Source organism: Variovorax paradoxus (genome assembly GCF_030815975.1).
GTDB lineage: Bacteria > Pseudomonadota > Gammaproteobacteria > Burkholderiales > Burkholderiaceae_C > Variovorax > Variovorax paradoxus_N.
In genome coordinates, this window is sequence record NZ_JAUSXL010000002.1 from 467,246 (window position 1) to 481,426 (window position 14,181).

The window sequence follows — 14,181 nt, forward strand, 5'->3', positions numbered from 1 at the left end:
GCCGGCGATAGGCTGCAAAGCACTTAGCCGAAGGAGTTCATCATGAAGTCGCTTGTCGCATTGTTCGCCGTCGCATTTACCCTTGCCGTGCCGCTGTCGGGTTGCAACACCTGGAGAGGAGCCGGCCAGGACGTGCAGAAGGCCGGGGAAAAGATGGAGGATTCCTCCAAGAAGCGCCAATGACGCCTCTTTCGCTCATCGCGCGCCGACAGCAATGTCATCGTGCATGGCGATGACCAATACCTGAAAACAAGGGGAAAATACGGGCTTCCATCTCCATCCGAGATGCCAAGACCCGTATGACCTCTCCCCCGTCTTCCGAACGCAATTTCGCCCGGCGCATCGACCTCACGTCGTTGCAGCTGTTCGTGGCCGTTTGCGAACTCGGCAGCATCGGGCGGGCGGCGGAACGCGAATTCATCGCCGCCTCGGCCATCAGCAAGCGGCTGTCGGACCTGGAAGCCACGCTGGGCACCACCCTCCTCTATCGCCACGCGCGCGGCGTGGATCTTTCCCCCGCGGGCGAAAGCCTGCTGCACCATGCGCGCTCGGTGCTCTACAGCCTCGAGAAGATGCAGGGCGAACTCAGCGAATACGCCGAGGGCGTGCGCGGCCATGTGCGGGTGCATGCCAACATCTCGGCCATCGTGCAGTTTCTGCCGGAAGACCTCGGCGCCTTCACGCGCGAGCACGACGCGATCAAGATCGACCTCGAAGAGCACCTGAGCAACGAGGTGGTGCGTGCGGTCCAGGAAGGTGCCGCAGACCTCGGCATCTGCCACATTCCCGACGGCACGAACGAACTGCAGACCCTGCCTTACCGCCATGACCGGCTCGTGCTGATCGCACCCGCCGGGCATCCGCTGGCCACGCAGGGGCCGATCGACTTTGCCGCCTCGCTCGATTTCGACCACGTCGGCCTGCACACCAACAGCTCGATCTACGTGGCCATGCACCAGGCCGCGCTCGAGGCGGGCCGCAGCGTCAAGCTGCGCATCCACGTGACCGGGCTCGACGCCATGTGCCGCATGATCGACAACGGGCTGGGCATCGGCGTGATGCCGCAGCGCGCCTTCGAGCTGCTGCAGGCGGGCATCGGCAGCCGCCTTCGCAGCGTGGCGCTGAACGACGCCTGGTCCCGGCGCGAGATCCGCCTGGTGGCGCGCGACTTCTCCACCCTGCCGGTGGCTGCGCGCACGCTGGTCAACCACCTGCGCGCGCCGGCGGCCGCCCACGACGCCGCCGAGCCGCTCGCCGCCTAGGACACCAGACAATTCACCTCCCCACGAAAGACAAGAGAACGACATGGCACGCACGCTCTACGACAAGATCTGGGACGAACACGTCGTCCACACCGAGGAAGACGGCACCGCGATCCTCTACATCGACCGCCACCTGGTGCACGAAGTCACCAGCCCGCAGGCCTTCGAGGGCCTGCGCGTCGCCGGCCGCAAGCTATGGCGCATCAGCTCGGTGGTGGCCACGGCCGACCACAACACGCCGACCACGGGCTGGGAGCGCGGCTACGAAGGCATTGCCGACCCCACCAGCAAGGAGCAGGTCACCACGCTGGACAAGAACATCGCGGAATTCGGCGCCGCCGCGTTCTTCCCGTTCCTGAGCAAGCGCCAGGGCATCGTGCATGTGATCGGCCCGGAAAGCGGCGCCACGCTGCCGGGCATGACGGTCGTCTGCGGCGACTCGCACACCTCCACCCATGGCGCCTTCGGCGCGCTCGCGCACGGCATCGGCACCAGCGAGGTCGAGCACGTGATGGCCACGCAGACGCTGCTCGGCAAGAAGGCGAAGAACATGCTCGTGAAGGTCGAAGGCAAGCTGCCTTTCGGCTGCACGGCCAAGGACATCGTGCTCGCGATCATCGGCAAGATCGGCACGGCCGGCGGCACGGGCTACACCATCGAATTCGCGGGCTCGGCCATCCGCGACCTGAGCATGGAAGGCCGCATGACGGTCTGCAACATGGCCATCGAGGCCGGTGCGCGCGCGGGCCTGGTGGCGGTCGACGAAAAGACCATCAGCTATGTCAAGGGCCGCCCGCTCGCGCCCACGGGCGTGGAGTGGGACCAGGCCGTGGCCTACTGGCGCACGCTGCAGTCCGACCCCGACGCCAAGTTCGACGCCGTGGTTGAGCTCGACGCCGCGCAGATCCAGCCGCAGGTGACCTGGGGCACCTCGCCCGAGATGGTGGTCGACATCAACGGCCGCGTGCCCGATCCCGAGAAGGAAAAAGACGCCAGCAAGCGCGGCGCCATCGAGCGCGCGCTGGTCTACATGGGCCTGGAGCCGAACAAGGCCATGAACGACATCTTCGTCGACAAGGTGTTCATCGGCTCGTGCACCAACAGCCGCATCGAGGACATGCGCGAAGCCGCGGCCGTGGTGAAAAAGCTCGGCCAGAAAGTGGCAAAGAACGTGAAGCTCGCGATGGTGGTGCCCGGCTCGGGCGTGGTGAAGGAACAGGCCGAGCGCGAAGGCCTCGACCTGATCTTCAAGGCCGCGGGCTTCGAATGGCGCGAACCCGGCTGCTCGATGTGCCTGGCCATGAACGCCGACCGCCTGGAGCCCGGCGAGCGCTGCGCCTCCACCAGCAACCGCAACTTCGAAGGCCGCCAGGGCGCCGGCGGCCGCACCCACCTCGTGAGCCCGGCCATGGCCGCCGCCGCCGCCGTGCACGGCCATTTCGTCGACGTGCGTACGTTTGCCTGAACACACAAGAGATCCACATGCAGAAATTCACCGTGCACAAGGGCCTCGTGGCGCCCATGGACCGCGAGAACGTCGACACCGACGCGATCATCCCGAAGCAGTTCCTCAAGTCGATCCGCAAGACCGGCTTCGGCCAGAACCTGTTCGATGAGTGGCGCTATCTGGACGCGGGCTTTCCGGGCCAGGACCCGGCCAGCCGCAAGCCGAACCCCGACTTCGTGCTGAACCAGCCGCGCTATGCCGGCGCCTCGGTGCTGCTGGCGCGCAAGAACTTCGGCTGCGGCTCGTCGCGCGAGCACGCACCATGGGCGCTCGACCAGTACGGCTTCCGCGCGATCATCGCGCCGAGCTATGCCGACATCTTCTTCAACAACAGCTTCAAGAACGGCCTGCTGCCAATCGTGCTGCCCGAGGCGCAGGTGGCGCAGCTGTTCGACGAGACCTTCGCCTTCCCCGGCTACACGCTCACCATCGACCTGGAGCGCCAGGTGGTCGTGAAGCCCGATGGCGGCGAGTTCGCGTTCGACGTGCAGGCCTTCCGGAAGTACTGCCTGATCAACGGCCTGGACGACATTGGCCTCACGCTGCGCCACAAGGACAAGATCAAGGCCTTCGAGGCCGAGCGGCTGGCGCAGAAGCCCTGGCTCGCGCACACGATGATCTCGTGATCGGCCTCATTTCCGTTTTCAAAAAACCTCAGATCCAATCATGAAAATCGCAGTTCTCCCGGGTGACGGCATCGGCACCGAAATAGTGGCCGAAGCCATTCGCGTGCTCGACGCGCTCGACCTCTCTTTCGAGATGGAAACGGCACTGGTCGGCGGCGCGGCCTACGAGGCCCACGGCCACCCGCTGCCCGAAGCCACGCTCAAGCTTGCCAAGGAAGCCGACGCGGTGCTGTTCGGTGCCGTCGGCGACTGGAAGTACGACAAGCTCGACCGCCCGCTGCGCCCGGAGCAGGCCATTCTCGGCCTGCGCAAGAACCTCGGCCTGTTCGCCAATTTCCGCCCCGCCATCTGCTACGAGCAGCTGGTGGGGCGCCTCGAGCCTCAAGCCCGAGCTGATTTCGGGCCTGGACATCCTCATCATCCGCGAACTGACCGGCGACATCTACTTCGGCCAGCCGCGCGGACGCCGCACGGCCGTCGACGGGCATTTTCCGGGTGCCGAAGAGGCTTTCGACACCATGCGCTATTCGCGCCCCGAGGTCGAGCGCATCGCCCGCGTGGCCTTCGAAGCGGCGCGCAAGCGCAGCAAGCGCGTGACCAGCGTGGACAAGGCCAACGTGCTTGAAACCTTCCAGTTCTGGAAGGACATCGTGACCGAGGTGCACAAGGACTATCCGGACATCGAACTCGACCACATGTACGTCGACAACGCGGCCATGCAGCTCGTGAAGGCGCCCAAGAAATTCGACGTGATCGTCACCGGCAACATGTTCGGCGACATCCTCTCGGACGAGGCCGCCATGCTCACCGGTTCCATCGGCATGCTGCCCTCGGCGTCGCTCAATGCGAGCAACCAGGGCCTGTACGAGCCCAGCCACGGCAGCGCCCCCGACATTGCCGGCAAAGGGGTTGCCAATCCATTGGCTACAATACTGTCCGCTGCCATGATGCTCCGTTTTTCACTCAACCAAGCCGAAGCTGCCGACCGGATCGAGTCGGCAGTCAAGCACGTGCTCGCCTCCGGCCTGCGCACCGGTGACATCTGGTCAGAAGGCACGAAGCGCGTCGGCACCCGCGAAATGGGCGACGCGGTTGTTGCAGCAATCACCAAAAAGACGATTACCGGCTAACCGCAGCCCGCTTCGTCACGCCCCCTCCCCGGCTCGACGAGTCGGGGGCAAGAAAAGACAACTTCTTTCTTTTTTAAAAGGGCAAACTGAAATGGCGAACGCATCCCAACCCCTGGTCGGCCTCGTAGGCTGGCGCGGCATGGTCGGCTCGGTCCTGATGGACCGCATGCAGGCCGAAGGCGACTTCGGGCTCATCGAGCCGGTCTTCTTCTCGACCTCCAACGCCGGCGGCAAGGCCCCGGCCATGGCCAGGAACGAGACCGCGCTCAAGGATGCGAACGACATCGAGGCGCTGAAGACGTGCGACATCGTCATCACCTGCCAGGGCGGCGACTACACCAGCGAGGTGTTCCCCAAGCTGCGCGCCGCCGGCTGGGCCGGGCACTGGATCGATGCCGCCTCCACCCTGCGCATGAACGACGACGCGGTCATCGTGCTCGACCCCGTCAACCTGCCGGTGATCCAGAACGCGCTCGCCAAGGGCGGCAAGAACTGGATCGGCGGCAACTGCACCGTCAGCTGCATGCTGATGGGCGTGGGCGCCCTCTACAAGGCGGGCCTGGTCGAGTGGATGACCAGCATGACCTACCAGGCGGCTTCGGGCGGCGGCGCGCAGCACATGCGCGAGTTGCTGACCCAGTTCGGCACGCTCAACGCCGAGGTGCGCGCACTGCTCGACGACCCCAAGTCGGCCATCCTCGAGATCGACCGCAAGGTGCTGCACAGGCAGCAGAACCTCAGCGCTTCCGAAACCGCCAACTTCGGCGCACCGCTGGGCGGCTCGCTGATCCCCTGGATCGACAAGGATCTGGGTATCGGCAAGAACTCGGACGATGCCGAGTGGGGCATGTCCAAGGAAGAATGGAAGGCCGGCGCGGAAACCAACAAGATTCTCGGCCAGGGCGCGGGCTTCGGCACCGCCGCCGTGCCAGTCGACGGCTTCTGTGTGCGCATCGGCGCCATGCGCTGCCACAGCCAGGCGCTGACCTTCAAGCTCAAGAAGAATGTGCCCGTGGCCGACATCGAAGCACTGATCGCCGCGGACAACCCCTGGGCCAGCGTGGTGCCGAACACCCGCGAAGCGACCCTGAAGGACCTGACGCCGGTGGCGGTGACGGGCACCATGAACATTCCGGTCGGCCGCATCCGCAAGCTGGCGATGGGCCCCGAATACGTCGGCGCCTTCACCATCGGCGACCAACTGCTGTGGGGTGCCGCCGAACCGCTGCGCCGCATGCTGCGCATCCTGCTCGAGGCTTGATGGGGGCGCGCAGGCTCTCCGCGGACCAGAAGTGTTGCCATTCAGCAACGCTGAATGTGTGCGTAAGTATGCGCGCACTGGGTAGAACAGGCGCACCGCCTTGTCAGTACTCGGTGATGGTGCTAACGTCCTCTTACAAATTCTGGGCCTGAGCCGCCCCTATCAGCATGACAAGACATCTGTTGCCCGCGGCCCGCCCATCGGCCGCTCGCCCCTCCCTGCCCTTGAACGGTCTTCGCCTCTCTGTTCTCGGCGCGGCCGTTGCCGTGGTCCTGGGTATTGCAAGCACTGACGCCAGCGCCTTCGCGCTGGGGCAGTTGAAGGTGCAATCGGCCCTGGGCGAACCGCTTCGCGCGGAAATCGACGTGACCGAGATGGCAGCCGCCGAAGCGGAAAGCCTGAAGATCAACGTGGCCAGCGCCGACGCCTTCAAGAACGCGGGCGTCCCGTACAACGCCGCACTGAGCGACGTCAAGGCCACGCTGCAGCGCCGCGCCGGCGGCCAGTACGTCGTCCGGCTCACCGGCAGCCGTCCGCTCAACGATCCCTTTGTCGACCTGCTGCTCGAGGCCAACGGTTCGTCGGGCCGCATGGTGCGCGACTACACGGTGCTGCTCGATCCGCCGGCAACCCGCCAGGCGGCGCCGAGCGCGCCCATCTCGCCCGCCGCGCCGCAGGTCAGCACGCCGCCTGCAGAACGTCCGGGTGCCGCTGCGGTCCGCGCACGCCGCGAGCGCGCACCTGTCGCGCCGGCCATCGCTCCCACAGCGCCGGTGCCCGCCGCGCCGCAGGCGCCCAGCGCCGCTGCGCCGGCTCGTCCGGCTGGCGGTGGTGAACAACAGGTCACGGTCCAGCGCGGCGATACCGCCGGCAAGATCGCCGGGGCCCACAAGCCCGCCGACATCTCGCTCGACCAGATGCTGGTGGCGCTGCTGCTTGCCAATCCCGATGCGTTCATTGGTGGCAACATCAACCGCATGAAGGCCGGCGCCGTGCTCGATCTGCCGAGTGCCGCCGAAGCCGGCGTCATTCTGCCGTCGGAAGCGCGGCGCACCATTACCGCGCAGAGCCGCGACTTCGGCGCCTACCGCCAACGCCTTGCCGAGAATGCACCCACGTCGAACGTGGCCGCTGCCGACCGCAAGGCTTCGGGCAAGCTGCAGGCCAACGTCGAGGATCGCAATGCCGCGGCAAGCGCACCCGACAAGCTGACGATCTCGCAAGGCAGCGCCACGGCCCGCGCCGCCGACGAAAAGGTTGCGCAGACCCGCCAGGCGCAGGACAGCAGCAACCGCGTTGCCGAACTCTCGAAGAACATCAACGAACTGGCCAAGCTCAAGGCAGCCACCGGTTCGGCGGCGCCTGCCGCTGGCTCGGCGGCACCCGCACCGGCAGCCCCCGGCATTCCCGTTCCCAATCCGGGCGTCCCCGCCGCCACGGCACCCGCCAGTCCGGCGCCTGCAGCCACCGCGCCCGCCCCGGCTGCTGCTCCCGCCACGGCACCCGCCGCTCCCGCCACAACGCCCGCGGCCGCTTCGGCTTCAGCGGCACCGGCAGCGATTCCCGCGCCCGCCGCAGCGGTACCGGCAGCAGCTGCTCCCACCGCTCCAGCCGCCGAGCCGACGCCCGCTGCAACGTCCGAACTGGCGCCGGCCGCTCCCGCAGCGGCGGCAAGTGCCGCGGCCGCCGCGCCGGCTCCGACGCCCAAGCCGGTCGTCAAGGCGGCCCCTCCTGCGCCTCCGGTGGAACGCGGTTTCTTCGAAGAGCTGATGGACAACCCGCTGATGCTCGGCGGCGCAGCGCTGATCGCCTTGCTGGTCGGCTTCCTGCTCTACCGTGTTCTGGGCCGCCGGCGCGAAGAAATGAGCGAAAGCGTGTTTCTCGAAAGCCGCATCCCGAAAGACTCGTTCTTCGGCGCCAGCGGCGGCGAATCGGTCGACACCAAGCACCGCGGGGACTCCACCGTGTCGTCGCTGTCGTACTCGCCGAGCCAGCTCGACGCGGGAGATGTCGACCCCGTGGCCGAAGCGGACGTGTACCTCGCCTATGGCCGCGACCTGCAGGCCGAGGAAATCCTGCGCGAGGCCCTCCGCGTGAATCCGGACCGCACGGCCATCCACCTCAAGCTGCTCGAGATCCATGCCAAGCGCCGCGACGTCCGGGCCTATGAAGGCCTTGCGACCGAAGTGCACAAGCTGACCAACGGCATCGGCGCCGACTGGAACCGCGTGGTCGAAATGGGCAAGGACCTCGATCCAGGCAATCCGCTGTACGAATCGGGCGCGCCCCGAGGCGTGACCCCGGCCGAAAGCGCCGCCTTTGCAGGCGCCCTCGCCACGGCTGCGGCCAAGCCCGCGCCGGCCCCGGTGGCAGCGCCTGCACCCGCCCCCGTCGTGGCGGCCACGCCAGCCTTCATGCCCTCGGTCGCGCCGCTGGACTTCGATCTGGACCTGAGCCAGCCGCCGGCACCCGCGCCTGCCCCCGCCCCGGTGAGTGCGAGCCTGCCGAAGGCGGCGTATGCGCCCGCCGCCAGCAGCGCACCGCTGTCCAACGGCCATGCGCACGCGCCCACCGCACCGGTCGACCTGGAAAACGACTTCGACACCGCCCCTGGCGCGCTGTCTCCGATCACCCGCCCCGGCGCACTGGGTGAATCCGACGCCAACACCCGCCCGGCCGGGCTGCGCGGCAACCTGCCCGCAGACTCTGGATTCATCGAATTCGACATGAGTGCGCTGGCCGGCCTTCCCGCCCGCCCGGTGGCCAGTACCGCCGAAGCAGCAACGTTCTCCGGGGCCGCGCAGGACGACGATGGCGACGACGAGAGCCCCCATGCGGTCAAGCTGTCGCTGGCGCGCGAGCTGCAGGCCATCGGCGACGTCGAAGGCGCCCGCTCGCTGGTCGAGGAAGTCGAGGCCGAAAGCGCTGGCGAGCTCAAGTCGGAGGCGAGGCAATTGCTCGCCGAGCTGCGCTGAGCAGCTTTTTCCGCTGTTCCTGAATTCGTGAGGCTGGCGCTAGGCATCCGCTACAACGGCCAGGCGTACGAGGGCTGGCAAAGCCAGCGCTCGGGCCGCACGGTGCAGGACAAGCTCGAAGCCGCGCTCGCCAAGTTCGCGGCGCAGCCCATCGGCACGCTGTGCGCCGGCCGCACCGACGCCGGCGTGCATGCGCTGATGCAGGTGGTGCACTTCGACACCACGGTCGAACGCGAACCCTTCTCCTGGATGCGCGGCACCAACCGCTATCTGCCCGACGACATCGCCGTGCAGTGGGCCCAGCCGGTGCCCGACGAATTCCACTGCCGCGCCAGCGCACTGGCGCGGCGCTACCTCTACGTGCTGTCGCAATCGCCCGTGCGGCCCAGCCTCGATGCGGGCCGGGTCGGCTGGTCGATGCATGCACTCGACGGCGATGCAATGCGCGCCGCCGCCGCCCTGCTGGTGGGCAAGCACGACTTCAGCTCCTTCCGCGCCTCGGCCTGCCAGGCGCGCTCGCCGGTCAAGGACCTGCGGCGCATCGAGATCACGCGCGTCGGCAGCGGCGACCGCTGCCGCTGGCATTTCGAGTTCGAGGCCGATGCCTTCCTGCACCACATGATCCGCAACCTGATGGGCTGCCTGGTGCGCATCGGCCGCGGCGACGAGCGGCCCGAGTGGATCACCGAGGTGCTCGAGGCGCGCAGCCGCAAGGTGGCGGCGCCCACCTTCTCGGCCAACGGGCTGTATTTTCTCGGACCGTTGTACGACGCCAAGTGGGGTCTGCCGGCCGAGGCCACGCTGCAGGCCGGCGGCGCTCCTTATGATGGGCCGCCATGACTGCCGCTCCCCGCACCCGCATCAAGATCTGCGGCCTCACGCGCGAGGCCGACGTGGATGCCGCGGTCGAGGCCGGGGCCGATGCCGTCGGCTTCGTGCTCTATGCCGCGAGCCCCCGCGCCGTCACGGCCGAGCGCGCCGCCCGGTTGGCCTCGCGCCTGCCTCCTTTCGTGACACCCGTGCTGCTGTTCGTCAACGGTGATGCTCTCGAAGTCATAGCATCGCTCGCCCGCGTGAAGGGCTCCATCGCGCAGTTCCACGGCGAAGAAACGCCCGAACAATGCGAGGAAGCCACCGGCCCGGGCCGCTTTCGCTACCTGCGCGCGGCCCGTATTCCGCTGGGTGCCGCCGGAGCCGGCTTCGACCTCGTAAAATACGCGTCCGATTACTCCCACGCCCAGGCCATCCTGCTCGACGCCCATGTCGAAGGTTATGGCGGTGGCGGCAAGGCATTCGATTGGTCACTTCTTCCACCCGCCGTCGACGCTCACCTCGTCTTGAGTGGTGGGCTCACACCTGCAAACGTGAGCGATGGCATTCGCATCCTGCGGACGCGCTGCAAGACGCTGTCCGTTGATGTGAGCTCGGGCGTCGAAATCGACGGTCCCGGGAACAAGGGCCTGAAGGATGCCGGAAAGATCCGGCAGTTCGTCGCCGCCGTCAGGGCCGCAGACGCCTCCTTCTCCAGTTAGCCGCCGCACCCGATCGTGATTTCGGGCTGCGGCCCAACGATCGAGAACCATGCAAAGCCAATTCCAGGACTACCAGCAACCCGACGCCACCGGCCACTTCGGCAACTACGGCGGCACCTTCGCGAGCGAAACGCTCACCCACGCGATCAACGAGCTGCGCGACGCGTACGCCAGGTTCAAGGACGATCCGGCATTCCTCGCCGAATTCCACTACGAGCTCAAGCACTTCGTCGGCCGGCCCTCGCCGGTCTACCACGCCGCGCGCACCAGCCGCGAGATGGGCGGCGCGCAGATCTACCTCAAGCGCGAAGACCTGAACCACACCGGCGCGCACAAGATCAACAACGTGATCGGCCAGGCGATGCTCGCGCGCCGCATGGGCAAGCCCCGCGTGATCGCCGAAACCGGCGCCGGCCAGCACGGCGTGGCCACCGCCACCATCTGCGCGCGCTACGGCCTCGAATGCGTGGTCTACATGGGCAGCCAGGACGTGAAGCGCCAGAGCCCCAACGTCTACCGCATGAACCTGCTCGGCGCCACGGTGGTGCCGGTGGAGTCGGGCAGCAAGACGCTGAAGGACGCCCTCAACGAGGCCATGCGCGACTGGGTCACGAACGTGGAGAACACCTTCTACATCATCGGCACCGTGGCCGGCCCGCACCCCTACCCGACCATGGTGCGCGACTTCCAGAGCGTGATCGGCACGGAGTGCATCGACCAGATGCCCGCCATGCTGGCAGCCCAGGGCATCACCGGCGAGGCCGAAGGCCGGCAGCCCGACGTGGTGGTGGCCTGCGTGGGCGGCGGCAGCAACGCGATGGGCATCTTCCATCCCTACATTCCGTTCGCGGGCACGCGCCTGATCGGCGTCGAGGCCGCGGGCGAAGGGCTCGACAGCGGCAAGCACTCGGCTTCGATCCTGCGCGGCAGCCCGGGCGTGCTGCACGGCAACCGCACCTACCTTCTGCAGAGCGAAGACGGCCAGATCACCGAAACGCACAGCATCAGCGCCGGGCTCGACTATCCGGGCGTGGGCCCCGAGCATGCCTACCTGGCCGACATCGGCCGCGCCGAGTACGTCGGCATCACCGACATCGAGGCGCTCGAAGCCTTTCACTACCTGTGCCGCACCGAAGGCATCATTCCGGCCCTCGAATCGAGCCACGCCGTGGCCTACGCCATGAAACTCGCAAAGACCATGCGGCCGGACCAGTCGATCCTGGTGAACCTCTCGGGCCGGGGCGACAAGGACATCGGCACTGTGGCCGACCTGTCGGGCGTCGACTTCTACGACCGGCCCTCGATGCGCGGGCTGAGCGTGAAGGGAGGCAAGTGATGAGCCGCATTGCCGCCACCTTCGACGCGCTGAAAAAAGACGGCCGCCGCGCCTTGATTCCTTACGTCACAGCCGGATTCCCTTACGCGGACATCACACCCGAGCTGATGCACGGCATGGTCGAGGCGGGCGCCGACGTGATCGAGCTCGGCGTGCCCTTTTCCGACCCGATGGCCGATGGCCCGGTGATCCAGAAGGCCGGCGAGGCGGCACTGGCTCTGGGCATTGGCATGAAGCAGGTGCTGGCCATGGTGGCCGCCTTCCGCCAGAAGGACGCGGCCACGCCCGTGGTGCTGATGGGCTATGCGAATCCGGTCGAACGCTACGACCTCGTGCACGGCAAGAAGGCCTTCATCCGCGATGCGTCGGCCGCGGGCGTCGACGGCCTGCTGGTGGTCGACTACCCGCCCGAGGAGTGCGAGGACTTCGCGGCCGATCTCAAGGCCGCAGGCATCGACCTGATCTTCCTCTTGGCCCCCACCAGCACCAGCGAGCGCATGGCGCAGGTCGCGCGCATCGCGAGCGGCTATGTCTACTACGTCTCGCTCAAGGGCGTGACGGGCGCCGGCCACCTCGACACCGAAGCGGTTGGCCAGATGATCCCGCGCATCCGCGAGCACGTGGACATTCCGGTGGGCGTGGGCTTCGGCATCCGCGACGCGCGCACGGCGCAGGCCGTGGGTTCGGCCGCGGATGCGGTCGTGATCGGCACGAAGATCATCCAGCTGATCGACGGGCAGCCGCGCGAGAAAGTGGTTCCCGCGGTGCGCGAATTCCTCGCCGGCATCCGCGAGGCGCTCGATGCGCTGCCGGCGGCTACCCCCAAGAACGCGGCTGGCCGATAATCGCTGCTGCCCCTCACCCCCAGCCCCTCTCCCGCGCGCGGGAGAGGGGAGCTAATCGTCAGGAAGGCATCCTTCCTGAGAAATTCGGAGTCCTATGAGCTGGCTTGAAAAACTGCTACCCGCCAAGATCGCACAAACCGACCCGTCGGAGCGCCGCCAGGTGCCCGAGGGCCTGTGGATCAAATGCCCCGCCTGCGAGACCGTTCTCTACAAGACCGACCTCGAGCACAACCAGAATGTCTGCCCGAGCTGCAGCCACCATCACCGCATCGGCGCCCGCGCACGGCTCGATGCCTTCCTCGACGCCGAGGGCCGCTACGAGGTCGGCCAGGAAGTGCTGCCTGTCGACGCACTCAAGTTCAAGGACAGCCGCAAATACCCCGAGCGGCTCAAGGAAGCGCTCGAGAACACCGGCGAGACCGATGCACTGGTCGTCATGGGCGGCTCGGTCCACAGCATCAGCGTGGTCGTGGCCTGCTTCGAGTTCGAATTCATGGGCGGCAGCATGGGCAGCGTGGTCGGCGAACGCTTCGTGCGCGGCGTGGAAACGGCCATCGAACAGAAGGTGCCGTTCATCTGCTTCACGGCCACCGGCGGCGCGCGCATGCAGGAAGGCCTGCTGTCGCTGATGCAGATGGCCAAGACCAATGCGGCGCTCACCCGGCTCGCGAAGAAGGGCCTGCCCTACATCAGCGTGCTGACCGACCCGACCATGGGCGGCGTGAGCGCCGGCTTCGCCTTCGTGGGCGATGTGGTCATTGCCGAGCCCAAGGCGCTGATCGGCTTTGCCGGCCCGCGCGTGATCGAATCGACCGTGCGCGTGACGCTGCCCGAAGGTTTCCAGCGCGCAGAGTTCCTGCAGACCAAGGGCGCGATCGACTTCATCAGCGACCGCCGCGAGCTGCGCAAGACCATTGCGAGCACCCTCGCGATGCTGCTGCGCCAGCCGGCCGACGCAGTGAGCTAGGCTCGCCCCCAGGCTGCGCGGCACTTCGTGTCCGCTTCGCCCTCCCCCTGCCGGGGGCAACACCTGCGGCCCGGCGAAGCCGGTTCCGCGGTGTTTCTGGAATGAGAGCGCACTTGCGCGAGCAAGCACCAGTCGGCACTTGCTTTTCTCAGGCGCCCAGCCGGTAGGCCCAGATCAGCAGGTTGCCCAGCACGATCGCAATCACCTGCAGCACTACGATCGCGGCCAGGGGCGACAGGTCCACGCCGCCGATCAGCGGAATGAACCGGCGGAACGGCCGCACCAGCGGCTCGGCCAGCCGCGAAATGAGGTCGAGCAGCATCGGCGACGCACCCGGTATCCACGACAGCACGGCATAGACCACCAGCAGCGCGGTCAGCCCCGAAACGGCGAGCTGCAGCAGTCCCACCAGTGAAACGAGCGGCAAGGCGGCAATCCGGCCCAGATTTCCGATCAGCAGCCAGAGCAGGAGGAATTTGGCCAGCACCAGCAGCCATGCGGCGATCAGGCTCGCCAGATCCCAGCGCTTGACTGAAGGCACGATGCGGCGCAGCGGCAGCACGATCCAGTCGGTGATCGCAAAGACGAAACGCCCGAGCGGGTTGCCGAACGGCACGCGGTGGTACTGCATGTAAAGGCGCAGAAGGCAGGCGCCGCCGAGCAGGCCGACGATCACGTCGAGAAGGAACGAGGGGATCTGGTAGAGCATGGGGCGTGGTCGTGAGGGGAATGCGATGATA

Annotated in this window: 12 protein-coding genes and 1 pseudogene; 12 read left to right on the forward strand and 1 reads right to left on the reverse strand. The window is 67.2% G+C overall.

Going from position 1 to position 14,181, the window contains the following annotated elements:
* Positions 1-42: 42 nt before the first annotated feature.
* From QFZ47_RS06000 to accD, 12 genes and pseudogenes are all read left to right on the forward strand, one after another.
* On the forward strand, positions 43-183 hold the full coding sequence (locus tag QFZ47_RS06000; RefSeq protein ID WP_307654775.1) for an entericidin A/B family lipoprotein: 141 nt from the start codon (positions 43-45) through the stop codon (positions 181-183).
* Positions 184-299: 116 nt separating this feature from the next.
* Positions 300-1,262 (forward strand): LysR family transcriptional regulator, encoded by a 963-nt coding sequence (locus tag QFZ47_RS06005; RefSeq protein ID WP_307654776.1) that lies wholly within the window; start codon positions 300-302, stop codon positions 1,260-1,262.
* 43 nt (positions 1,263-1,305) lie between these two features.
* Positions 1,306-2,727 (forward strand): 3-isopropylmalate dehydratase large subunit, encoded by a 1,422-nt coding sequence (gene leuC / locus QFZ47_RS06010; protein ID WP_307654777.1) that lies wholly within the window; start codon positions 1,306-1,308, stop codon positions 2,725-2,727.
* A gap of 17 nt (positions 2,728-2,744) precedes the next feature.
* Positions 2,745-3,395 carry a 3-isopropylmalate dehydratase small subunit gene (leuD, locus tag QFZ47_RS06015; protein ID WP_307654778.1) on the forward strand — a complete coding sequence of 217 codons (651 nt, stop codon included), beginning with the start codon at positions 2,745-2,747 and terminating at the stop codon, positions 3,393-3,395.
* A 40-nt stretch (positions 3,396-3,435) separates the two neighbouring features.
* Positions 3,436-4,525: pseudogene (gene leuB / locus QFZ47_RS06020) on the forward strand (3-isopropylmalate dehydrogenase).
* A gap of 91 nt (positions 4,526-4,616) precedes the next feature.
* Positions 4,617-5,786, forward strand: coding sequence for an aspartate-semialdehyde dehydrogenase (asd, locus tag QFZ47_RS06025; protein WP_307654779.1), 1,170 nt, complete (start codon positions 4,617-4,619; stop codon positions 5,784-5,786).
* 224 nt (positions 5,787-6,010) lie between these two features.
* Positions 6,011-8,761: a FimV/HubP family polar landmark protein gene (locus tag QFZ47_RS06030; protein WP_442480556.1), complete on the forward strand. Its 2,751-nt coding sequence runs from the start codon at positions 6,011-6,013 to the stop codon at positions 8,759-8,761.
* Between the two features lie 27 nt (positions 8,762-8,788).
* Positions 8,789-9,601 (forward strand): tRNA pseudouridine(38-40) synthase TruA, encoded by an 813-nt coding sequence (truA, locus tag QFZ47_RS06035; RefSeq protein ID WP_307654781.1) that lies wholly within the window; start codon positions 8,789-8,791, stop codon positions 9,599-9,601.
* A complete protein-coding gene (locus tag QFZ47_RS06040; RefSeq protein ID WP_307654782.1) occupies positions 9,598-10,293 on the forward strand; it encodes a phosphoribosylanthranilate isomerase in 696 nt (231 codons plus the stop codon). Before truA ends, QFZ47_RS06040 begins: the two co-directional genes overlap by 4 nt.
* A 49-nt stretch (positions 10,294-10,342) precedes the next feature.
* Positions 10,343-11,629 carry a tryptophan synthase subunit beta gene (gene trpB / locus QFZ47_RS06045; protein ID WP_307654783.1) on the forward strand — a complete coding sequence of 429 codons (1,287 nt, stop codon included), beginning with the start codon at positions 10,343-10,345 and terminating at the stop codon, positions 11,627-11,629.
* Positions 11,629-12,474 (forward strand): tryptophan synthase subunit alpha, encoded by an 846-nt coding sequence (gene trpA / locus QFZ47_RS06050; RefSeq protein ID WP_307654784.1) that lies wholly within the window; start codon positions 11,629-11,631, stop codon positions 12,472-12,474. The genes trpB and trpA overlap by 1 nt, the downstream gene beginning before the upstream one ends.
* Positions 12,475-12,568: 94 nt before the next feature.
* Complete coding sequence (accD, locus tag QFZ47_RS06055) at positions 12,569-13,441, forward strand: acetyl-CoA carboxylase, carboxyltransferase subunit beta (RefSeq protein ID WP_012746558.1); 873 nt, start codon at positions 12,569-12,571, stop codon at positions 13,439-13,441.
* Between the two features lie 148 nt (positions 13,442-13,589).
* On the opposite strand, the gene QFZ47_RS06060 is transcribed toward accD, so the two are convergent.
* Complete coding sequence (locus QFZ47_RS06060) at positions 13,590-14,150, reverse strand: YggT family protein (protein ID WP_307654785.1); 561 nt, start codon at positions 14,148-14,150, stop codon at positions 13,590-13,592.
* Positions 14,151-14,181 lie beyond the last annotated feature (31 nt).

Bases quoted from the DNA above. Each gene is read 5' to 3' on its own strand.
- asd (WP_307654779.1), top strand. From the start codon at position 4,617: ATGGCGAACGCATCCCAACCCCTGGTCGGCCTCGTAGGCTGGCGCGGC.
- leuD (WP_307654778.1), top strand. From the start codon at position 2,745: ATGCAGAAATTCACCGTGCACAAGGGCCTCGTGGCGCCCATGGACCGC.
- QFZ47_RS06040 (WP_307654782.1), top strand. From the start codon at position 9,598: ATGACTGCCGCTCCCCGCACCCGCATCAAGATCTGCGGCCTCACGCGC.
- trpA (WP_307654784.1), top strand. From the start codon at position 11,629: ATGAGCCGCATTGCCGCCACCTTCGACGCGCTGAAAAAAGACGGCCGC.
- QFZ47_RS06000 (WP_307654775.1), top strand. From the start codon at position 43: ATGAAGTCGCTTGTCGCATTGTTCGCCGTCGCATTTACCCTTGCCGTG.
- QFZ47_RS06005 (WP_307654776.1), top strand. From the start codon at position 300: ATGACCTCTCCCCCGTCTTCCGAACGCAATTTCGCCCGGCGCATCGAC.
- trpB (WP_307654783.1), top strand. From the start codon at position 10,343: ATGCAAAGCCAATTCCAGGACTACCAGCAACCCGACGCCACCGGCCAC.
- leuC (WP_307654777.1), top strand. From the start codon at position 1,306: ATGGCACGCACGCTCTACGACAAGATCTGGGACGAACACGTCGTCCAC.
- QFZ47_RS06060 (WP_307654785.1), bottom strand. From the start codon at position 14,150: ATGCTCTACCAGATCCCCTCGTTCCTTCTCGACGTGATCGTCGGCCTG.
- accD (WP_012746558.1), top strand. From the start codon at position 12,569: ATGAGCTGGCTTGAAAAACTGCTACCCGCCAAGATCGCACAAACCGAC.